We start from the raw sequence: 20,118 nt of genomic DNA, 5'->3' as shown, positions 1-20,118 counted from the left end.
CTGCTCAATCGGAGCACTCTCCATGTTTCGCTACTTTGAAAATCTCATTGACCCTTTTGTTGCCTATGAAGAGGTAGACAGGCCGCCAACACGGCTCTGGCCCTTCATGCTAGCCTATTCGCAGCCTTTCAAACGCGTCTTTGTGCTGGCCGCGCTGATGTCCGTGATCGTTGCTGCGGTCGAGGTCGGGCTGATCTTCTATATGGGCCGCGTTGTGGACCTGTTGGGAAGCACACCTGCTGAATTCTGGCAAGCACACGGGACCGAGTTGATCGTCGTCGCCGCGCTGATCCTGTTCATTCGCCCGATTCTGCAATTGGTTGATGTCTTGCTGCTTAACAATACGATCCTGCCGAATTTTGGTACTCTGATCCGTTGGCGGGCCCATAAACATGTTCTGCGTCAATCAGTTGGCTGGTTCGAGAATGACTTTGCCGGGCGTATCGCCAACCGGGTCGTGCAGACTCCGCCCGCCGCGGGTGAGGTCGTCTTTCAGGTCTTCGACGCAATCTCGTTCTCGATCGCCTACATGATCGGTGCGGCCATTTTGTTGATGGCGGCTGATCCGCGTCTGTTGTTGCCGCTGTTGATCTGGCTGGTGTTTTACGGAGCGCTGGTGCGGTGGACGGTCAAGCGGGTCGGCCCCGCGTCGCAAGCCGCATCCGACGCGCGTTCCACCGTGACGGGGCGCGTGGTGGATAGTTATACCAACATCCATTCGATCAAGATGTTCGCCCACGACACGCAGGAACAGGACTATGCGCGCGAGGCGATTGCTGAAACCCGTCGCACTTTCCAGATCGAGATGCGGATTTTCACCATCATGGATGCCGCACTAGTAGCGTTGAACGGTGTGCTCATCGTGGGGGTCGTCGGTTGGGCAATCCTGCTTTGGGCGCAAGGAAGCGCAACGGTCGGTGTGGTGGCCGCCGCCACAGCCTTGACGCTGCGGCTGAATGCCATGACCGGTTGGATCATGTGGGCGCTGACCAGCTTCTTCCGGGAACTGGGCATCGTTGCCGAGGGAATGCAGACCATCGCACAGCCCATCGACTTGTTGGATGAGCCCGATGCGAAGCCCTTGCGGCTGGGCAATGGCCAGATCGAAATCCGTGATCTTTCGCACCATTATGGCCGTGAAGCCGGGGGCTTGGATCACGTCAACTTGACGATCAAACCAGGTGAAAAAATCGGACTGATCGGCCGCTCTGGTGCCGGAAAATCGACCCTAGTAAAGCTACTTTTGCGATTTTACGATGTCGAGCAGGGCGCGATTCTGATCGATGGCCAAGATATCTCGAAGGTCACGCAGGACAGTTTGCGCGGTTATATCGGGATGGTCCAACAAGACAGCGCTTTGCTGCATCGATCGGTGCGGGCAAACATCCTCTATGGTCGTCCTAATGCGACCGAGGAACAGATGGTCGCCGCTGCGAAACAGGCCGAGGCGCATGATTTCATCCTTGACCTGCAGGACCCGGAGGGCCGCACCGGCTACGATGCGCATGTGGGCGAGCGGGGCGTGAAACTCTCGGGTGGTCAGCGGCAGCGGGTGACGCTGGCGCGCGTGCTCCTGAAAGATGCGCCGATTTTGCTGTTGGATGAGGCCACATCCGCCCTAGATTCCGAAGTCGAAGCGTCGATTCAGGAAACACTCTACGGCATGATGCAAGGTAAAACCGTGATCGCCATTGCGCACCGGCTCAGCACGATTGCGCAGATGGATCGTATTCTGGTGATGGATGGTGGTCGGATCGTTGAACAGGGCGGCCATTCTGACCTGCTGGCGCAAGGAGGGCTTTACGCCCAGTTCTGGGCGCGGCAATCTGGGGGCTTCCTGAACCCGGAGGCCGCTGAATGAGGATTGCCGACCTCATCCAACCGTTCAAAAACATCGAAACGCCCCCGCCGCAAACGCTGGGGGCGTTCATTCGCTGGAGCCTGACCGGCGCCTGGCCCATGCTGTTCCTCGCCGCTGCGTTCTCGGCAATTGCAGGCGCGATGGAGGCGGGCAACGCTTGGGTTTTGGGACGCGTCATCGACCTGGTCACCGCCAATGGGCCAGAGGCAATACTGACCGGGGGTAATCTAGCGATCCTTCTGGGCGCTATTGCATTCTTCATGTTGCTGCGCCCAGCGCTGTTCGGCCTGTCTTCGGTGGCCAACAACTACATCGTTATGCCCAACATCACACCGCTGGTGCTAGCCAAGCTGAACCGTTGGACACTGGGCCAGTCGGTAACCTATTTCGACGATGACTTCGCCGGGCGGATTGCTCAGAAACAAATGCAAACCTCGAACGCAATGACGCAAGTGGTGTCGGAAACGATCAGCGCGATTGTCTTCGCCTTGGCCTCACTTGCGGGGTCATTGCTTTTGTTAGGGTCTATTCACCCCCTGGTCATGGTCCCGTTTATAGCGTGGCTCGGGGTCTATTTCCTGCTCGTGCGCTGGTACTTGCCTCGTATCCGTCTTCGCTCAGCCGCGCGGGCCGGGGCGCGGGCGATGGTGTCAGGGCAGGTGGTGGATACGATCACCAACATCAAAACCGTCAAGCTATTTGCCCATTCCGAATTCGAAGATCATGCGGCGCGGAATTCGATGGTCGATCTGCGTGAACGCTCGCTTGAATTCGGTAAGTTGTCGGCCAGTTTCCGGTTCATTTTGATGACACTGGCTGGGGTTCTACCCATCCTGCTGATTGGCGCGACGCTTTGGCTTTGGCAGGCTGGCACCGCGACTGCCGGAGATATCGTGGCGGCCGGGGCTGTTGCGATCCGCATCTCACAAATGACAGGCTGGGTCAGTTTTACCCTGATGGGCCTTTACGCCAATATCGGTGAGATTGAGAACGGCATGCGCACGTTGACCAAACGCGATCGGGTTGAGGACGCACCAGATGCCTCGACGCTGACCGTTTCAACAGGTGAGATCGCCTTTGATCATGTCAGTTTTGCCTATGGCCGCGATATCGGAGGCGTGTCCGATCTGCATTTCACCGCCACGCCGGGCGAAAAGCTGGGCATCGTCGGGGCATCGGGTGCCGGGAAATCGACCTTGGTTTCGCTGCTACTTAGGCTCTATGACGGGGAAAAAGGCGCAATTCGCATCGATGGTCAGGATGTCAGCCAAGTGACACAGGACAGTCTGCGACAGCAGATTGGGATGGTCACGCAGGAAACCGCAATGTTCAACCGTTCAGCGCGCGAGAACATACTCTATGGTCGCCCCGATGCGACTGAGGCTGAGATGATCGAGGCGGCCACAAAGGCCGAAGCGCATGAATTCATTCTTGGGCTACAGGACGCGCAGAGCCGCACAGGCTATGATGCGCATCTTGGCGAACGGGGCGTGAAGCTCAGCGGTGGTCAACGGCAGCGGATCGCGCTGGCCCGCGCCATTCTGAAAGATGCCCCGATTTTGGTGTTGGACGAAGCAACCTCGGCGCTGGATTCTGAAGTTGAGGCGTCGATTCAAACCGCGCTGCACCGGGTGATGCAGGGCAAAACCGTACTGGCGATCGCGCACCGCCTGTCCACACTCAGCGAGATGGACCGGATCATCGTCCTGGATCACGGGCACATCGTCGAAAGCGGTACGCATGAGGCCCTGTTAGAGCGCGGAGGGCTTTACGCCCGGTTCTGGCACCGTCAGTCGGGTGGATTCATTCAGGTGGAAGCGGCAGAGTAAATCACCTCGGAGGGGTTTTGTTGCGCCCAAACCCCCGTTATCAGGCCCCTATGACGCAGCACTACACCATAACCCGCCTTGGTCATCAGGGCGACGGGATCGCCGATGGTCCGATCTATGCACCACGTACTTTGCCGGGCGAAGTGGTGAGCGGTGTGCTCAATGGGCAGGTGCTGACAGATATCCGCGTTGAAACGCCCTCGGATCAGCGGGTCAAAGCCCCTTGTCGTCACTACAAAGCCTGTGGTGGTTGCCAATTGCAGCACGCGGCTGATGAGTTTGTTGCCGATTGGAAGGTCGACGTGGTGCGCAACGCGCTGGCCGCGCAGGGGCTCGATGCCCCGATGCGGCCCATACATACCTCACCTGAACGTTCGCGCCGCCGCGCCACGATCGCTGTGCGTCGAACAAAAAGGGGAACTCTAGCCGGATTTCATGGTCGCGCTTCGGATACGATCACCGAGATCCCGGATTGCCATCTGCTGCACCCGGACCTGACCAAAGCGATCCCGGTGGCCGAGGCATTGGCGCTTCTGGGTGGCAGCCGCAAAGGTGTGCTGGCCGTAACGCTGATTCTGTCCGAGAGTGGATTGGATGTGTCGGTCAAAGGTGGCAAGCCGCTGGATGGCCCATTGGAACTGGCGCTGGCTCAGGCGACCGAACAACATGGCCTTGCTCGGCTCAGCTGGGATGATGAGGTTATCGCCATGCGTACGCCTCCGGCGCAGCGCTTTGGCGCGGCTGATGTTGTGCCTCCTCCCGGTTCCTTCTTGCAGGCCACAAAAGACGGAGAACAGGCTCTATTAAGGGCAGTTTTGGAGGCAACGCAGGGGGCGAAACGCATCGCCGATCTGTTCGCGGGGTGCGGAACCTTCTCTCTGCCGTTGGCTCAAATGGCTGAAATTCACGCTGTCGAAGGCGAGGCCGAGATGACCAGAGCACTGGATCAGGGCTGGCGCAAGGCGCAGGGCCTGAAACAAGTCACGACCGAGGCTCGAGACCTGTTCCGCCGACCGCTCATGCCCGATGAACTGCTGAAATTCGATGCCGTTGTACTAGACCCGCCGCGCGCGGGTGCTGAGGCGCAGGTGACCGAGCTGGCTCAGGCGCAACGCCCGGTGATCGCCTTTGTCTCATGCAACCCAGTGACCTTCGCCCGCGATGCAAAAATGCTGGTTAACGCCGGATATACCCTTGATTGGGTACAGGTGGTTGACCAATTTCGATGGTCGTTACACACCGAACTTGCCGCCCGGTTCGCCCTGAACCCATAAATCTGAGATAAGGACCACCCGCATGGGGATCGCCCAACGTCTGCTGCCCATCATCGAAGCCCCGGTTTTCGGGAAATTCATCACTGGTGTGATCCTGTTCAACGCAGTTCTGCTGGGGATGGAAACGTCGCCGACGCTGATGGAGGCCGCAGGCCCGCTGATCGTAACTCTCGACAAATTGTGCCTTACCATCTTCGTCGTCGAAATCGTGATGAAACTGATCGCCACCGGGCGCAGGTTCTTTACCAGCGGCTGGAATGTGTTTGATTTCGTGATTGTGGGCGTTGCTCTCGTGCCTAGCGCCGGGGCGCTTTCTGTGCTGCGGGCGTTGCGTATATTGCGGGTCCTGCGTGTTATCTCGGTTGCGCCACGGCTGCGCCGGGTGGTCGAAGGTTTTATTTCAGCCCTACCCGGTATGGCGAGTGTGTTCCTGTTGATGGCGATCCTTTTCTATATCGGCGCGGTGATCTCAACCAAACTGTTCTCGAACAGTTTTCCGAATTGGTTCGGCGATCTTGGGCTGTCGGCTTACACTCTGTTCCAGATCATGACGTTGGAAAGCTGGTCCATGGGCATCGTGCGCCCGGTGATGGAGGTCTATCCTTACGCATGGCTGTTCTTTGTACCCTTCATCATGGTGACCACATTTGCAGTGGTGAACCTTCTCGTCGGTCTGATCGTGAACTCGATGCAGGATGCGCACCATGCCGAGGATGAGGTTAAAACCGACGCCTACCGGGATGAGGTTCTTGAACGGTTGGAATCCATTGAGCGCCGCCTGAAGGAACAGTCGAACAGCAAAAAGTGATTTATGTTTCGCGGAAATCTGGCATAATAATTAGCAAAAAAGAGCATCAGGCAGTGAAAATTATGGATCGTCGAGCATTTGGAATGGGTGCGATGGCAACGCTGAGCCTTTCAGCATGCGCTTCAGCTAAACCCAGATTTCTTTCTTATCGCGGGCCCGAGGTGACCTCATTGGTCATCAATAAGGGCGCGCGCAAAATGTACCTTCTCCACAACGAACAGATTTTGCGGGAATATGATGTTGATTTGGGCTTTGCCCCTAACGGCACGAAAACCCAAAAAGGCGATGGCCGCACACCCGAAGGCACATATCTGATTGACCGCCGCAATCCGCGCAGCCGGTATCATTTGTCTTTGGGTATTTCTTATCCTAACTCGGAAGACCGGGCCAAAGCCAAGGCAGCAGGGGTTGATCCCGGGGGCGATATCTTCATTCATGGCCAACCCAATCTGCGATCCGAATTCAAGCGCGCGAAGAAGACGCCGGATTGGACGGCGGGGTGTATCGCAGTCAAAAATGACGAGATCGAAGAGATCTACGCGATGGTGAACGAAGGAACCGTGATCACCCTGCGTCCCTAGGCAGAGGTCATAGCGGTTTCCAATCGTCAAATCCGAAGACCGTATAATCGCGCAGGTAGGCCTCTCTTGCGAGAATTTCGAGCTGTGCGTCGTAAATCTGTTCAAGCGAATATGGCGCATCCGGCATTGCTTTGATCGGATCTGACGGGGTCTTGTGGCCCACCAGACGGGCGAGTTCGGGCAGGGCCGTTACCATTTCGTCCTCTCGCAAGATCAGGTCGGGCATGGTGAAACCGGCCATTCCTTCAAGTGTCTGCGCTTGCCCGCACCATTCTCCGTCCACGCGGATCGGGGTCTGACCTGCCAGAATACTGCGCAACATGCCCAGATAGGCAGAAAACGCCTCGTAATGCTGATCGCGCGTATATGCGCTTAGATCTCCCTTGGCGGGGAGGGGTACATTGTACCTTCGGCTCAGCATGTTTCGGATGCTCACATATGCGCCGGGACCGGTGTGCAAGATACGGTCGCAGAATACGGCATGCGCGCGCGCCAACGGATGGCGCAGCACGGTGAATTTACGATGACCAGGGTGGTCCTGCATCCATTTCCGCGTCTGCTTCTGATTACGTCCGGTAATCAGATCATCGGTCGTGACCCCGTCGAGCTCGGCAAGCCACTGCGCTACCTCAACCTCGGGTCCTCCACGTACCGGAAGGTACATCAGCGGCGTTTCCACCGCTCCTACATAGCGTGACACAGATGGCCCTCGGCTGGGCTCGAAATTCGGGATGTGGTGTAGTTTGAACCGGTCATACCGAGACAGGGCCTGCTCCATTTCATCCGGGTTAGAGACTTTCGAGAGGGCAGGTGCAGGATTCTGGCGTTTGAGGTGTTGGTTCAGCTCTTCAAGGCGGGCACTGACGCCCAGCCATGCGGCGAGCCCGTTTAGCACGTTCAAATCAGTCAGGTCGTCATAGTCGATATAGAACGGCGTCTGCCCGGTGGTCTGCAGGTGCCTGAGCACGGTCCGCTGAAACGCCTGCCGCTGGTCAAGCTGGTCTGCGAATTCCTCGGCGTCGAAGGTGATCTGCGCCTCTCGTCTCTGCTTGATGTTCACCAACCGCCACTGCTTGGTTTCCATCGCGATTTTCCACGAGATGTAGCTGTCCAGCGGATTGCGCATCAATATGATCTTGGCGCAGCGCGGATCATCCAGCGCGGGTTCTAATGCGCGCGCATCGTGGTCACTGAAAAAGCGAAAGCCGTTCATCTCACCCGGCGCATTCCGGATCGCGTCGATCAGGGCCAGCGGATCGCGCTCGCGATCTTCCAGGTCAAATCCCAGCAGGCTATCCAGCTTTGGCAGGCCGACGAAGTAGGGGTTGAACGCCTCACCATGGCAAGCAACGCCCTCCATAGCGTTCAACTGAGATTCCAGCAGGTTCGACCCGGTGCGCATATCGGCCAGCACGATGAAGTAATCGAAACGGCGGGTCATTTTGCGCTACTGCACCAGATAGGGTTTTTTGAACGATTTAGACTGCGCCCCAAACACGTCGTTCACCGGGAAATCCCCCATCAGATAAGGGTGCATCCCCTGATTCTTGAGATTTTGCAGGAACTTTCCGAACCCGGTCAGATCCACCATCGTTGGCGCCTCGGTCAGATGTGTGGGCTGGGGCGCGCCCATATCCTCAAGCACAGTCTGCAATTGTTCCATCGGGGATTCCACAAATTCCGCCATCGTCCATATCCGGATACGCGCTTTTGCGCGGGCAGCGTCCAGCAGTTTCAGCTGTTTGCTTTCGATCTGTTGAAGCCGGGCGGCTTCACATCGGATATCGGCGAAATTCAGGTTCGAGCGGAACAGTGGCACGGCCCAAGCGCCCGAGATCACAGCAATCTGTGCATTCTGATCCCGCGCCAGGAAGTCATTGATTTCCTGTGTATCCGTTGGCCCAAACTGAAAAAACTGCCGCTCGCCCCGAGTGTTCCAGATGAGGTTCGACAGAAAGGCCGAGGGGTTATAGTCGCGCAGCGCGGCGCAGTCGCTGAGCGCACCATTGATCATCGGTGCGTCTTCGGCAAATTTTGCACGTTCCAGATCAAACAGGTGCCCGTGCACACGTCCGCCGGTGGTGTTTGCAAGCCAGGGCTCAAAGTCCTCGAACAGCTCTGCAAAACCCTGAAGCACAGTATAGGGAAAGGCCGTCAGACTGCGCCCTGTCGTGGTGTTTGGAAAGCGGCTTTGCATATACAGCCCATCCCGGCCATGCACCCGCCGCTCAACCGCTTTGGAAAACACCCGATCAATCTTGCCCGGGTTGGGCTCGGCTGGGGTCATGGCGCTGTCTTGATCGGTCAGAAAGGCCTGATACAGCCGGTCTGCCCGGTGCCAGACTTTGCGTGCCACAAAACAGTCAGATCGGCGCAGCAGTTGCAGGTGATCGTCGTAGAACATATGCGGTCTGCCCTGATAGTCGAATTTGGACAGGGTCAGAGACCGGCTTTCGATATGCGTGGAATAAAGCCGCGCCAGAGTCTGGAAATAGCTTTCATCCGGTATCCATACATGACGGAAATAGCGATCATATTCCACGCGTTTTGGGTCTTGAAGAATGGCCGACAGAGTTTGCCGTGTCAGACACCACCACTGGCTGCCCATATGTGGCACAAGGCCTTCGGGAATGCGGCGACGCAGTCCAAGGGCGCGTTGCAGCCGGACATAATTGTCGAACAGCTTTCGTTGTTTGCGCCATGAGAACGGGAACCGTAGGGTAAACCGTTCCAAATCCAGCCCACCTATGGTCCAGCTCACATCCCGAGTAGTCGCGCTTTCGATAAAATCGACCCTGGGGCGATCGGCCAGATAGTCAATCAGGTCAGGGATCGGACGTAGTGGCAGGCACGCACCGGACGAGAGGTAGACGTGTCGGACATCGGGAAACCGTTCAAGCATCAGAGCGGCGGCAGATTGCGACGCAGCGACAATCCCCCATCCGCCCCATTCACAAACATGACGGTCCGAAAACAGGATCATTGGCTCATCCGCACACGCGGCCACAAAATCGGAATAGGCCGGATTGCCTACCTTTTGGTCCACATGGATCACCACCGGACAACCCGAGGCGGTCCAGTGGCGCGCCACCTGCTCGACCCGGTCCAGGGCGGTGTGCACCAACATTACGACGCCCAGGCTGCTCATGCCCAATTCCCCTTGGACATCAGGCCCAGGATCTCAAGCTGCCGCCAGTTGATGTATTTCTCGGACCATGTGTTCCAGAATACCGGCTTTTCATCCAACTGTTCGGCATAGGCCCTGTATTCACCCGACGCACCATAGTGCTGTCCGCGCTCGATCTCTTCCCGTGCTTTATCCCCCAGCGTATCGATTAGCTTTGCATGTAGCAGGGCACCGCTGGTTTTTTCGCCCCCTTTTTCCTCGTAAACCTGATTAAGTCCACGCGGTAGCAGCGCATGGGTTGAACTGACATAGGCATAGCGCCGATGCCATTTCACAAGCGGGATCTTGTTCAGAGCTGGTGCTTTTGTTGGCTTGTCCTTGAAAAACACCCGCGCACGTGCACCGCCCTGAATCCACAGATTCCCATAGGTCGGGTTGCGGGTGATCATGTAATTGCCAGAATCGAACCACGGCGCGATTTCAAATGGGTTCTGGCCCTCATGATAAGGCGCATCCTGGATCGCTGTTTCAGGATACATGTCGATCAACATGGTTCCGAAACTACGCACGCCAGTGTCATCCAGCCAGTCGGTCAGCGCGCTTATCGGGCGCGTATCGCAAAACGGGTAAATGAAGAATTCATCGGGATCAACGGTCAACACCCAGTGCCGATGGGCGTATCTGCGCAGCAGATAATTTGACCAATCCAGACCATAGGTCGATCTTTTGTAACTTGCATCGGTCCACCAAAGCGACACGTCCGGTTGGCTGCTGAGGTATTCACGCGTGCCATCGTCGCTGTTGTTGTCCACGAACAGAAAGTGATTAATGCCCAGCTTGCGGTAATATTCCAGAAAATAAGGCAGGCGGATCTTTTCGTTCCGCACCACGCTTATCGAAAGGATATCGTTTGGTTTGATGCTTGACGTATTGTTTTGCACCGCTTTCAGATCTCGCCGACGGCGCAGACACCGCAAAAGTCGGCGCTTGCGCCGCAATCTCATGCGATAGGAATCCAAAAGGCTCACGCGGCTGCCCAACCTTTGTTTTGATACGCGTGTCTGCCCGGGGCCGCCTGAGGCCTGAGTGGTGCCGGACCATTACCGTTTATGACATTTCTGCACTGTGTGAGGCAACGGGTTTAAATCCGGTTTACTTCCCCGCTGTGGCCGGAAATCCGCCCCCGTGCATCAGTCCAAGGTCTTGTAACTGTTGCCAATCATCTAGCTTGACCGAGGCAGATGTCCACAGATCGGGCTGGTTGATGATGCCGTCATAATACGCGCCAAACTGATCGGGATCGTGAAAATGCTGCCGCCTCTGTTTTTCGGCGCGCGACTTTTCGACAATTTCAGGCAGGAATTTCGTATGCAGCAACACGCCCGAGGGGGCCTGCCCGCCGGGCCCGTCATAGTCAAAATTCAGGGATCTGGGCAGGGCGGAATGACTTGAATTCACATAGGCCATATGCCGCGACCACCGGACCAGAGGGATCTTGTTCAGAGTGGGCGATCTTTTGGGTTCGCCCGAAAAAAACATCCGCTCACGCACGCCGCCCTGAACCCAGAGATTGCCCATCGGCATCTGGCGCTGGGCGCGATAGGGGCCGGCGTCGAACCAGTTCAGTATTTCAGTTGGATCAGATTGCGGATCACTGGCTTGCTCGCCCAGGCGGCCTTTCGGATAAAGGTCCAACATCAACGCGCCAAAGGCGATTTGCCCGCGTGCATCCAGCCACGTAGTCAGGTCATGCAGTGTTTGCGTATCGTGATGGGCGTAAATAAGTAACTCGTCAGCATCGACCATCAGCGTCCAGTGCCCGTGCCCGTATCGCCATTGCAGCCAGGTCAGCCAATCCAGCCCAAACCGTGACGCGCGATAGCTGGCACCTGTTTGCCACAGCGAAACATCCGGTTGTTCAAGCAGATAAGGGACACAGTCATCATCACTGCCATTGTCTACAATCAAAAAGTGATCAACACCCAGCGCGCGGTAGTGCTGCAGGAACCAGGGCAATCGGGTGATTTCGTTCCGCAGCGTGGTGAATGCCAGAATGGTTCCCGGAATGATATTCTGGGTGTTGTTACTCAGCGATTTCAGCTGATGGCGGCTGCGAAAAGACCGCCACAACAGCCGCTTGCGTTTCAGGCGCAGCTTATAGCGCTGCACCCAGCTTAGCGGCCGATCTTCAAGGCTCACTTGTTATAACTGCCATTCTGATGCCAACGCCAGGCATCCGTGATCATCGTTTCTAACGTTGATCTTTTTGGTGTCCAGCCCAACTCTTCTTCGGCCCGAACCGAGCCTGAAACCAATCGCGTGCAATCCCCGGCCCGACGGGGACCGATGCTGTAGGGTACTGCACGGTTGGTGACGGCCTTGGAATGCTCGATTACCTCCATGACCGAAAAACCAGACCCGGTGCCCAAATTGAACACGCGGCTTTCCTTGCCCTGCTCTAGCCAGTTCAAGCCCAGCACATGGGCGTCAACCAGATCGCAGACATGTACATAGTCACGGATACAGGTCCCATCGGGCGTATCATAATCCGTGCCAAACACGGTCAACCCGCCGCGCTTGCCGTCGATGGCGTCCAACATCAGCGGTACCAGATGGGTTTCGGGCTGGTGAAACTCTCCAACTTCCGCCTCCGGATCGGCTCCGGCCACGTTGAAATAACGGAAGATCACATGGTTCAGGCCATAAGCTGCTTCGAAATCACTCAGTATGTCTTCGATGGCCCGTTTCGAGGCCCCATAGGCGTTCAGTGGGCGCTGTGGCGTGGTTTCATCCAGCACCACATTGTCATGCTCGCCATAGGTGGCGCAGGTCGACGAGAACACAAAGTTCAGACACCCCGCATCCACCGCAGCCTGTATCAGAGTCAATGAACCGGTCACGTTGTTTGACCAGTACTTGCCGGGCTCTGACATCGCCTCACCCACCTGACTGAGGGCGGCGAAATGCATCACGGCGGCGGGTTGGTACTTGGCGAACACCGCGTCCAGCCGCGCCTTGTCCAGCAGGTCCCCCTGTTCGAACGGCCCGAACTTCACCGCATCCTGCCAGCCGGTGACCAGATTGTCATATGTGACGGGAACATAGCCCGCCTGCGCCAGCGCCTTGCACGCGTGTGAGCCGATATACCCCGCCCCTCCGGTCACCAGAATATGAGTCATTCTAACCCCATCGCAGCCATCATCGTTTCAATCTTGGCCACGTCTTGCGGGTTGTTCAGTTCCCAGAACTGGCGGCCTTTGGCCTCGACTTCGACGCACAGAACTTTGCGCCCATTCTCCATAAAGCGCAGCTGTTCCAGGCCTTCCAGCGTCTCCAACGGTCCGCTGGTCCACGAGGGATAGGCCGCCAGCGCATCGGGCCGGTAGGCATAGACGCCGACATGGTGAAAGACTGGCGTGGGATCGGCGCTGGCATAGGTGTCCGAGGTGAACGGGATCACCTCTTTCGAGAAATACAACGCGCTGTGATCATTGCCGAACACGGCTGTTGTACCGCCCACGCGCCCATGTTTGCGGTCGTTTAGCAGCCCGTTCAGCGCGTCGCCATCGCAGCGCAGAACCGGCGTTGCGACGCCCGCATCCGTTGCCGCGCGCAGGCCCGAGATCAGGTCTTCGACAAACCAGTGCGGTGTCAGCGGCGCATCGCCCTGCAGATTGACTACAATGTCAAAGCCGCCGCCCAGCGCCGCATGCGCTTCTGCACAGCGTTCGGTGCCGTTGCGGCAGGCCTCCGAGGTCATCACAACCTCGGCCCCGAAACCTTCGGCTTCTTCGCGGATGCGATCGTCATCTGTGGCCACAACCACGCGATCCACACCTGAAACGGAAATCGCAGCGCGCCACGAGCGTTCGATCAGGGTCATGTTTGTGCCATTGGCGCCTTTCAGCGGCACCAAAGGCTTGCCCGGATAACGGGATGAGGCATAGCGGGCAGGAATGGCGATCAGAACGGACATCAGGCCTCCTTCAACTCAACGCCCGGAGCATAGGCGATGAAAAACGGGTTGGCATAGCCGTCTTTTCCATAGGTCAGCGGGGAATGGTCGTCAAAACGCACCACTTCGCCACCTGCTCCGGCCAACACGGCGTGGCCTGCGGCAGTGTCCCATTCCATCGTGCGGCCAACGCGCGGGTATAGGTCAGCCTCGCCCGTCGCAACCAGACAGAATTTTAGCGACGAGCCGGCGCTTTTGCTGTCGCGCACCTGATATTTGTTGATGTAGTCCTCGGTCGCCTGATCGCGATGCGACTTGGATGCCACGATCATCAGCGCCGAATTGTCCGGTTTAGAGACTGATATCGGCGTGACATGGCCCGCCTGTTCTTTGTCCAGTGCGCCGGTTTCCTCAACCGCTTGCCCATCGGGTTGCGTATAGAACATCCGGCCCCGCGCGGGTGCATAAACAACGCCGCGCGTCGGCACGCCGTTCTCGACCAGAGCAATATTCACCGTGAAATCACCGCGCCGGTTGATGAACTCTTTGGTGCCGTCCAGCGGGTCAACGATCAGGAATGTATCGCCCTTTTCGGAATGCGATTCTGCCTGTTCCTCGGTCACCAGCAGAATATTCGGGAAGGCGTCGCGCAGCCCGGCTGAGATCAGCGCATCCGCCGCTTCATCCGCTTCGGTCACAGGGCTGGCATCCGATTTGACTTTGACGTCGAAATCATCCGCCTCATAGATCTGCATGATCTTATCCCCGGCCTGCAAGGCCAGCCGCCGGATGACGGGAATAAGCGCGTCATAAGTCACAAAAAAGCTCCGTTCCTGTGGTTTGTTGATTAGGGCATCTGACGGACTTATGATGCGGCGGATACGGAACAGCAAGAATTTCGTGCCATCTTGCGGGCGACATGAGCAGGAAAGAGTGTTCGGGTGTTTCATTATAAACGAAATCAGTCGTTGCTTGGCGGGGCGTTCACTACCGCTGAACTGATATTTCATGCAGTTGTGCGCAACATCCGGTCGCAGCATTCAAATGCGGTCATGGCGATCCTGATCAATATTCTGCAGGTCGTTATTGTCGCATCTGCGTTCTACTTTATCCTTTCGCTGATGGGCACCCGTATTGCCAAGATACGGGGAGAGTTCGTTCTGTTCCTGTTATCCGGCGTGTTTCTGTTCCTAACACATATCAAGTCGGTTGGCGCTATTGCGGGCGTCGGGGATGGCAACAATCCTATGACGCTGCATTCGCCGATGACCATGATGGTGATGTTGTCTGCCGCTGCGCTTGGTACTCTCTACACGCAACTTGTCTCGATTTTGGTGATCCTGTTTGTTTACAGCGTTACTGTTTCACCGCTTGAAATTCAGGAACCCGGTGGTGCCTTTGCCATGCTTGCGCTGGCTTGGTTCACCGGATGTTCGGTGGGTCTGGTATTTTTGTCGCTCAAGCCCTGGTTCCCTAATACGGTGACCATCCTGACAAATATCTATCGCCGCATGAATATGGTGTTTTCAGGTAAGATGTTCGTTGGTAACGCGCTTGGTGGTTTCTTGCTGACCATGTTTGCATGGAACCCGCTGTTTCACGTTATTGATCAGTGCCGTGGCTTTGTGTTTCGCAACTATTTTCCGCGCAATACCAGCTGGGAATACGCGCTGTGGGTGGGCATTGTTCTGACCATGATCGGCTTGCTAGCCGAATTCTACACCCGCAAGCAGGTGTCAAAAAGTTGGGATGCGCGCCGTTGATTCAATTTGGACGCGCAATTTGGTCCAAAAACCGGCTCTTACTTTTTGGATTGCCTTCATGTTGCGACCCGCAGTGTCAGGTTGATGCGCCCACCCTTGGGTAGCAGTTTGGATGATCCGAACCGGATACGATCCACCCCGTGATAGGTCAGCCGGGCAGGGCCACCCATGATCACCACATCGCCCGAGTTCAACCAAATTGACTCGGTCTTGCCACCACGCGTGGTGTTCCCGATCCGGAACAATGCGTCATCACCCAGTGAGATCGATAGGACGGGCCATGAGAAATCAGCCTCGTCCTTGTCCTGATGCAGGCCCATCTTGGTGCCTTCGCCGTAATAGTTGATCAGGCAGCAATCGGGCCGCCGATCCGCGCCGGTCAGGTCTTGCCATATAGCCAAAATCTCATCGGGGATCGCGGGCCATGTCATGCCCTTTGGGTGCGTGTCCTGATACCGATACCCGGCCCGATCTGTGACCCAGCCCAACGCCCCGGCCGACGTCATGCGCACTGACATTTGCTTGCCCGACGGCGTAACAGGCCGATAGAGAGGCGCGGCTTTCAGAATCGGTCTCAGCAGGTCAATCAATTGGGCCTGCACCACCACATCCAAATAGCCTTTCCTGATATCAAATCCGCGCAATAACAGCCGCGCCATTCCAGAATCCCCAAACCTTGCCAAATCCTTGCCAAAAAAGGCCACAGATTCCCGAAAACCTGCGTTTCTGAACGCTTGCAGGCCCCTCATCTCGCCCTTATATACGCCTCGACGCGCGATGGTGTAGTGCTGTCGCGCACAACAATCGGGGGCAGGATGCCGCAACGGGTCCAACCCTCGGGACATCGCCTTGAAGAGAAAGGGATTGAAAATATGGGAAAAGTAATCGGGATTGACCTCGGTACCACCAACTCGTGCGTGGCCATCATGGACGGCTCGCAGCCGAAGGTCATCGAAAACGCCGAAGGGGCGCGGACCACGCCCTCGATCGTCGCCTTCACCGAAGATGAGCGTCTGGTCGGTCAGCCTGCAAAACGTCAGGCGGTCACCAACCCCGACAACACGATCTTTGGCGTCAAGCGTCTGATCGGTCGTCGCGTGGATGATGCAGAAGTCGAAAAAGATAAGAAAATGGTGCCGTACGCTATCGTCGATGGCGGCAATGGCGACGCGTGGGTCGAAGCCCGCGGTGAAAAGTACTCCCCAAGCCAAATCTCGGCCTTCACTCTGGGCAAGATGAAGGAAACCGCCGAGAGCTATCTGGGTGAGGAAGTCACGCAGGCTGTCATCACTGTTCCGGCCTATTTCAACGATGCTCAGCGTCAGGCCACCAAAGACGCCGGTAAAATCGCCGGTCTGGAAGTGCTGCGGATCATCAACGAACCGACAGCGGCGGCTCTGGCCTATGGTCTGGACAAAGAAGAAACCCAAACCATCGCGGTCTATGACCTTGGTGGCGGTACCTTCGACGTGACCATTCTGGAAATCGACGACGGCCTGTTCGAGGTCAAATCGACCAACGGTGACACCTTCCTGGGTGGTGAAGACTTTGACATGCGCATCGTCAACTACCTGGCAGACGAGTTCAAAAAGGAACACGGTGTCGATCTGTCCGCTGACAAGATGGCCCTGCAGCGTCTGAAAGAAGCCGCTGAAAAAGCCAAGATCGAACTGTCCTCGACCTCGCAGACCGAGATCAACCAGCCGTTCATCTCGATGGGCTCGAACGGTCAGCCGCTGCACATGGTCATGAAGCTGACCCGTGCCAAGCTGGAATCGCTGGTTGGCGACCTAATCAAGAAGTCGATGAAGCCTTGCCAGGCTGCCCTGAAAGACGCGGGCCTGTCGGCTGGCGACGTGGATGAGGTTGTTCTGGTCGGTGGTATGACCCGGATGCCGAAAGTGATCGAAGAGGTCACCAAGTTCTTCGGTAAGGAGCCGCACAAGGGTGTGAACCCGGACGAAGTTGTTGCTATGGGTGCCGCCATTCAGGCCGGTGTTCTGCAGGGCGACGTCAAAGACGTGGTTCTGCTGGACGTGACCCCGCTGTCGCTGGGCATCGAGACGCTGGGTGGCGTGTTCACCCGCCTGATCGACCGCAACACGACCATTCCGACCAAGAAGTCTCAGGTCTTCTCAACCGCCGAGGATAACCAAAACGCCGTGACCATCCGCTGTTTCCAGGGTGAGCGCGAAATGGCTGCGGACAACAAGATCCTGGGTCAGTTCAATCTAGAAGAGATCCCGCCCGCACCGCGCGGCATGCCTCAGATCGAGGTGACTTTTGACATCGACGCCAACGGCATTGTCTCGGTTTCGGCCAAGGACAAAGGCACCGGCAAAGAGCAGAAGATCACCATCCAGGCATCGGGCGGTCTGTCGGACGAAGATATCGACAAGATGGTCAAGGACGCCGAGGAAAACGCCGAGGCAGACAAGGCCCGCAAAGAGCTGGTCGAAGCCAAAAACCAGGCCGAAAGCCTTGTCCACGCGACCGAGAAATCGATCGAGGAACATGGCGACAAGGTCGACCCGTCGACCGTCGAAGCGATCGAACTGGCCGTTGCCGCGCTCAAGGATGAGCTGGAAACGGACAATGCCGACAAGATTAAATCAGGCATCCAGAACGTGACCGAAGCGGCCATGAAACTGGGCGAAGCGATCTATAAGGCACAAGCGGAAGAGGGCGAAGATGAGCCCGCAGCCGCAGATGCCGCGCCGGGTGAGGACGATATTGTCGACGCCGAGTTCGAAGATCTGGACGACGACAAGCGTAACTAACGGGTAACCGGGCCAATTAGGGCCGGTCCGGTTGCCGGGCCGGCCCGATTACGTTGAGGCAGAAGGAAATACTGATGTCCAAACGCGACTACTACGAAGTGCTCGGCGTGTCCAAGGGCGCTTCTTCGGATGAGATCAAGAAAGGTTTTCGTAAGAAAGCCAAGGAACTGCATCCCGATCGCAACAAGGACAATCCGGATGCCGAAGCGCAGTTCAAAGAGGCCAACGAGGCTTATGACGTGCTGCGCGACGCCGACAAAAAAGCCGCCTATGACCGCTTTGGCCACGCTGCCTTTGAAAACGGCATGGGGGGTGGAGGACGCCCCGGCGGCGGCTTTGGCGGGCAAGGGGATTTCTCCAGCGCATTCTCGGATGTGTTCGACGATTTGTTCGGCGACTTCATGGGTGGACAACGCGGAGGTGGTGGACGCCGTGCCGCACGCGGCTCGGACCTGCGGTATAACCTGCGTGTATCGCTGGAAGAGGCCTATGCAGGCCTGCAGAAAACCATCAATGTCCCAACGGCTGTCGCCTGTTCTTCATGTGAAGGCACCGGCGCAGAGGGCGGCGTAGAACCAACCACCTGTCCGACCTGTTCCGGCATGGGCAAGGTGCGCGCGCAGCAGGGCTTTTTCACCGTTGAACGCACCTGCCCGACCTGTTCCGGTCTGGGTCAGATCATCAAAAACCCCTGTAAATCCTGCAGCGGCGCTGGACGTGTCGAAAAAGACCGCGCGCTGTCGGTGAACATTCCGGCAGGCGTTGAAACCGGCACCCGTATCCGCCTGGCAGGTGAGGGTGAAGCCGGTATGCGCGGGGGCCCTCCGGGTGATCTCTATATCTTTGTCGAAGTGTCCGAGCACAAATTGTTCGAGCGTGACAGCGTGAACCTCTATTGCCGCGTCCCGGTCAGCATGGGTAAGGCTGCGCTGGGTGGATCGATCGAGGTTCCCACCATTGATGGCGGTCGCGGCCGCGTGCAGATACCGGCAGGCAGCCAATCAGGCCGCCAAATGCGTCTGCGTGGCAAAGGTATGCCCGCGCTACGTGGGGGTGGTATCGGCGACATGTTCATCGAACTGGCCGTGGAAACCCCGGTCAATCTGACCAGTCGCCAGAAAGAGCTGCTGCGTGAGTTTGATGATCTGGGTGAGGATAACCATCCGGAGTCAAAAAGCTTTTTCTCATCCGTCAAATCCTTTTGGGATGGGATGAAAGGCTAAGGGGGCTCTGCCCCCGCCGCCCGCTGGGCGACTCCCCCGGGATATTTCTAGCCAGATGAAGACCGGATCCCCCGCTCTCATCCCCTAGTTTTGCGCTTTAAGGCGTACAATTGAGGTGCGTTAACTATTCGGAAACCGATTCTGCGTCAGGGTGAACCCATGACCCAAGACGCCTTTGCCGAAGCTCCCATGCTATTCGATACGGACGAAGCGCCTGCGCAGCCGCTGCCCGGTGGTCGGTTACCCTCCTACATCAAGGATCATCGTAAGCGGCTGCGCGAACGGTTCATGTCCGGCGGCTCGGCGGCGATGCCGGATTATGAGTTGTTAGAACTTGCTTTGTTCCGATCCATTCCCCGACAAGACGTGAAACCGCTGGCGCGAGCGCTGATGGATGCGTTTGGTGATTTCAATCGGGTCCTGACCGCGCCTGAGGAACGGCTGCGTCAGATCAAAGGTGTCGGGGACACGGTGATCACCGATCTCAAAATCCTTGAGGCTTGCGCCCATCGCATGGCCCGAGCGCGGGTGATGCAGCGGCATGTGATTTCGGGTTGGGACGCGTTGCTGGACTATTGCCACACCACGATGGCCCATCGCGAGATTGAGCAGTTCCGTGTGTTCTACCTGGACCGCAAGAATGTGTTGATCGCCGATGAAGAGCAGGCCAAAGGAACCGTGGATCACGTACCCGTCTACCCGAGAGAGGTGGCAAAACGGGCGTTGGAACTAAATGCCTCGGCACTGATTTTGGTTCACAACCATCCGTCGGGCGATCCAACGCCTTCACAATCTGATATCGATATGACCAATCGGATACAGGATGCCTGCACGGCACTAGGGCTAACGCTGCATGACCATCTGATCATTGGCAAATCGACGGAACTGAGTTTTCGGTCGCAGGGATATCTGTGAGG

General features: G+C 57.1%; 17 protein-coding genes. 9 read left to right on the top strand and 8 right to left on the bottom strand.

Going from position 1 to position 20,118, the window contains the following annotated elements:
• The first annotated feature begins 22 nt into the window (after positions 1-22).
• From ACR0NN_RS17750 to ACR0NN_RS17730, 5 genes are all read left to right on the top strand, one after another.
• A complete protein-coding gene (locus tag ACR0NN_RS17750; protein ID WP_170722765.1) occupies positions 23-1,861 on the top strand; it encodes an ABC transporter ATP-binding protein in 1,839 nt (612 codons plus the stop codon).
• The gene (locus ACR0NN_RS17745) at positions 1,858-3,690 is read left to right on the top strand and encodes an ABC transporter ATP-binding protein (RefSeq protein ID WP_170722767.1); all 1,833 of its coding nucleotides are present in this window, start codon (positions 1,858-1,860) and stop codon (positions 3,688-3,690) included. Before ACR0NN_RS17750 ends, ACR0NN_RS17745 begins: the two co-directional genes overlap by 4 nt.
• 50 nt (positions 3,691-3,740) lie before the next feature.
• Entirely contained in the window at positions 3,741-4,964 is a 1,224-nt protein-coding gene (locus ACR0NN_RS17740) for a class I SAM-dependent RNA methyltransferase (protein ID WP_170722770.1), read from the top strand.
• A 22-nt stretch (positions 4,965-4,986) separates the two neighbouring features.
• Positions 4,987-5,772, top strand: coding sequence for an ion transporter (locus ACR0NN_RS17735; protein WP_170684785.1), 786 nt, complete (start codon positions 4,987-4,989; stop codon positions 5,770-5,772).
• Positions 5,773-5,834: 62 nt separating this feature from the next.
• Positions 5,835-6,353, top strand: coding sequence for a L,D-transpeptidase family protein (locus ACR0NN_RS17730; protein ID WP_170684787.1), 519 nt, complete (start codon positions 5,835-5,837; stop codon positions 6,351-6,353).
• A 7-nt stretch (positions 6,354-6,360) separates the two neighbouring features.
• Here ACR0NN_RS17730 and ACR0NN_RS17725 read toward each other — a convergent pair whose 3' ends face one another.
• From ACR0NN_RS17725 to cysQ, 7 genes are all read right to left on the bottom strand, one after another.
• Positions 6,361-7,794: a nodulation protein NodH gene (locus tag ACR0NN_RS17725; RefSeq protein WP_170722772.1), complete on the bottom strand. Its 1,434-nt coding sequence runs from the start codon at positions 7,792-7,794 to the stop codon at positions 6,361-6,363.
• Between the two features lie 6 nt (positions 7,795-7,800).
• Positions 7,801-9,501, bottom strand: coding sequence for a DUF5927 domain-containing protein (locus tag ACR0NN_RS17720; RefSeq protein WP_170722774.1), 1,701 nt, complete (start codon positions 9,499-9,501; stop codon positions 7,801-7,803).
• Positions 9,498-10,484: a glycosyltransferase family 2 protein gene (locus ACR0NN_RS17715; protein WP_170722777.1), complete on the bottom strand. Its 987-nt coding sequence runs from the start codon at positions 10,482-10,484 to the stop codon at positions 9,498-9,500. Before ACR0NN_RS17715 ends, ACR0NN_RS17720 begins: the two co-directional genes overlap by 4 nt.
• A 148-nt stretch (positions 10,485-10,632) precedes the next feature.
• A complete protein-coding gene (locus tag ACR0NN_RS17710; RefSeq protein WP_170722779.1) occupies positions 10,633-11,679 on the bottom strand; it encodes a glycosyltransferase family 2 protein in 1,047 nt (348 codons plus the stop codon).
• Positions 11,676-12,659 carry a UDP-glucose 4-epimerase GalE gene (gene galE, locus ACR0NN_RS17705; RefSeq protein ID WP_170722781.1) on the bottom strand — a complete coding sequence of 328 codons (984 nt, stop codon included), beginning with the start codon at positions 12,657-12,659 and terminating at the stop codon, positions 11,676-11,678. Before galE ends, ACR0NN_RS17710 begins: the two co-directional genes overlap by 4 nt.
• Positions 12,656-13,456 carry a 3-deoxy-manno-octulosonate cytidylyltransferase family protein gene (locus ACR0NN_RS17700; RefSeq protein WP_170722783.1) on the bottom strand — a complete coding sequence of 267 codons (801 nt, stop codon included), beginning with the start codon at positions 13,454-13,456 and terminating at the stop codon, positions 12,656-12,658. The genes galE and ACR0NN_RS17700 overlap by 4 nt, the downstream gene beginning before the upstream one ends.
• Complete coding sequence (cysQ, locus tag ACR0NN_RS17695; RefSeq protein WP_170722982.1) at positions 13,456-14,253, bottom strand: 3'(2'),5'-bisphosphate nucleotidase CysQ; 798 nt, start codon at positions 14,251-14,253, stop codon at positions 13,456-13,458. The genes ACR0NN_RS17700 and cysQ overlap by 1 nt, the downstream gene beginning before the upstream one ends.
• A gap of 123 nt (positions 14,254-14,376) precedes the next feature.
• On the opposite strand from cysQ, the gene ACR0NN_RS17690 reads away from it, so the two are divergent.
• Complete coding sequence (locus ACR0NN_RS17690) at positions 14,377-15,198, top strand: ABC-2 transporter permease (protein ID WP_170722785.1); 822 nt, start codon at positions 14,377-14,379, stop codon at positions 15,196-15,198.
• A gap of 56 nt (positions 15,199-15,254) precedes the next feature.
• Here ACR0NN_RS17690 and ACR0NN_RS17685 read toward each other — a convergent pair whose 3' ends face one another.
• Positions 15,255-15,857 carry an alpha-ketoglutarate-dependent dioxygenase AlkB gene (locus tag ACR0NN_RS17685; RefSeq protein WP_170722788.1) on the bottom strand — a complete coding sequence of 201 codons (603 nt, stop codon included), beginning with the start codon at positions 15,855-15,857 and terminating at the stop codon, positions 15,255-15,257.
• 213 nt (positions 15,858-16,070) lie between these two features.
• Here ACR0NN_RS17685 and dnaK point away from each other — a divergent pair, with 213 nt between their 5' ends.
• The 3 genes from dnaK (at position 16,071) to radC (ending at position 20,116) form a co-directional block, all read left to right on the top strand.
• Positions 16,071-17,978 carry a molecular chaperone DnaK gene (dnaK, locus tag ACR0NN_RS17680; RefSeq protein WP_170722791.1) on the top strand — a complete coding sequence of 636 codons (1,908 nt, stop codon included), beginning with the start codon at positions 16,071-16,073 and terminating at the stop codon, positions 17,976-17,978.
• A gap of 74 nt (positions 17,979-18,052) precedes the next feature.
• Positions 18,053-19,201, top strand: a complete 1,149-nt coding sequence (gene dnaJ, locus ACR0NN_RS17675; protein WP_170722795.1) for a molecular chaperone DnaJ — start codon at positions 18,053-18,055, stop codon at positions 19,199-19,201.
• Between the two features lie 159 nt (positions 19,202-19,360).
• Positions 19,361-20,116: a RadC family protein gene (radC, locus tag ACR0NN_RS17670; RefSeq protein WP_480685230.1), complete on the top strand. Its 756-nt coding sequence runs from the start codon at positions 19,361-19,363 to the stop codon at positions 20,114-20,116.
• The last annotated feature ends 2 nt before the right edge of the window (positions 20,117-20,118 follow it).

This window comes from Ruegeria sp. BA2 (assembly GCF_056539605.1).
The sequence above is the reverse complement of the archived record's forward strand: the minus strand, read 5'-3'. Positions and strand labels throughout refer to the sequence as shown.

Bases quoted from the DNA above. Each gene is read 5' to 3' on its own strand.
- ACR0NN_RS17750 (WP_170722765.1), top strand. From the start codon at position 23: ATGTTTCGCTACTTTGAAAATCTCATTGACCCTTTTGTTGCCTATGAA.
- ACR0NN_RS17730 (WP_170684787.1), top strand. From the start codon at position 5,835: ATGGATCGTCGAGCATTTGGAATGGGTGCGATGGCAACGCTGAGCCTT.
- ACR0NN_RS17715 (WP_170722777.1), bottom strand. From the start codon at position 10,484: ATGAGATTGCGGCGCAAGCGCCGACTTTTGCGGTGTCTGCGCCGTCGG.
- radC (WP_480685230.1), top strand. From the start codon at position 19,361: ATGACCCAAGACGCCTTTGCCGAAGCTCCCATGCTATTCGATACGGAC.
- ACR0NN_RS17725 (WP_170722772.1), bottom strand. From the start codon at position 7,794: ATGACCCGCCGTTTCGATTACTTCATCGTGCTGGCCGATATGCGCACC.
- ACR0NN_RS17740 (WP_170722770.1), top strand. From the start codon at position 3,741: ATGACGCAGCACTACACCATAACCCGCCTTGGTCATCAGGGCGACGGG.
- ACR0NN_RS17700 (WP_170722783.1), bottom strand. From the start codon at position 13,456: ATGTCCGTTCTGATCGCCATTCCTGCCCGCTATGCCTCATCCCGTTAT.
- ACR0NN_RS17735 (WP_170684785.1), top strand. From the start codon at position 4,987: ATGGGGATCGCCCAACGTCTGCTGCCCATCATCGAAGCCCCGGTTTTC.
- ACR0NN_RS17745 (WP_170722767.1), top strand. From the start codon at position 1,858: ATGAGGATTGCCGACCTCATCCAACCGTTCAAAAACATCGAAACGCCC.
- galE (WP_170722781.1), bottom strand. From the start codon at position 12,659: ATGACTCATATTCTGGTGACCGGAGGGGCGGGGTATATCGGCTCACAC.
- dnaK (WP_170722791.1), top strand. From the start codon at position 16,071: ATGGGAAAAGTAATCGGGATTGACCTCGGTACCACCAACTCGTGCGTG.
- ACR0NN_RS17720 (WP_170722774.1), bottom strand. From the start codon at position 9,501: ATGAGCAGCCTGGGCGTCGTAATGTTGGTGCACACCGCCCTGGACCGG.
- dnaJ (WP_170722795.1), top strand. From the start codon at position 18,053: ATGTCCAAACGCGACTACTACGAAGTGCTCGGCGTGTCCAAGGGCGCT.
- ACR0NN_RS17685 (WP_170722788.1), bottom strand. From the start codon at position 15,857: ATGGCGCGGCTGTTATTGCGCGGATTTGATATCAGGAAAGGCTATTTG.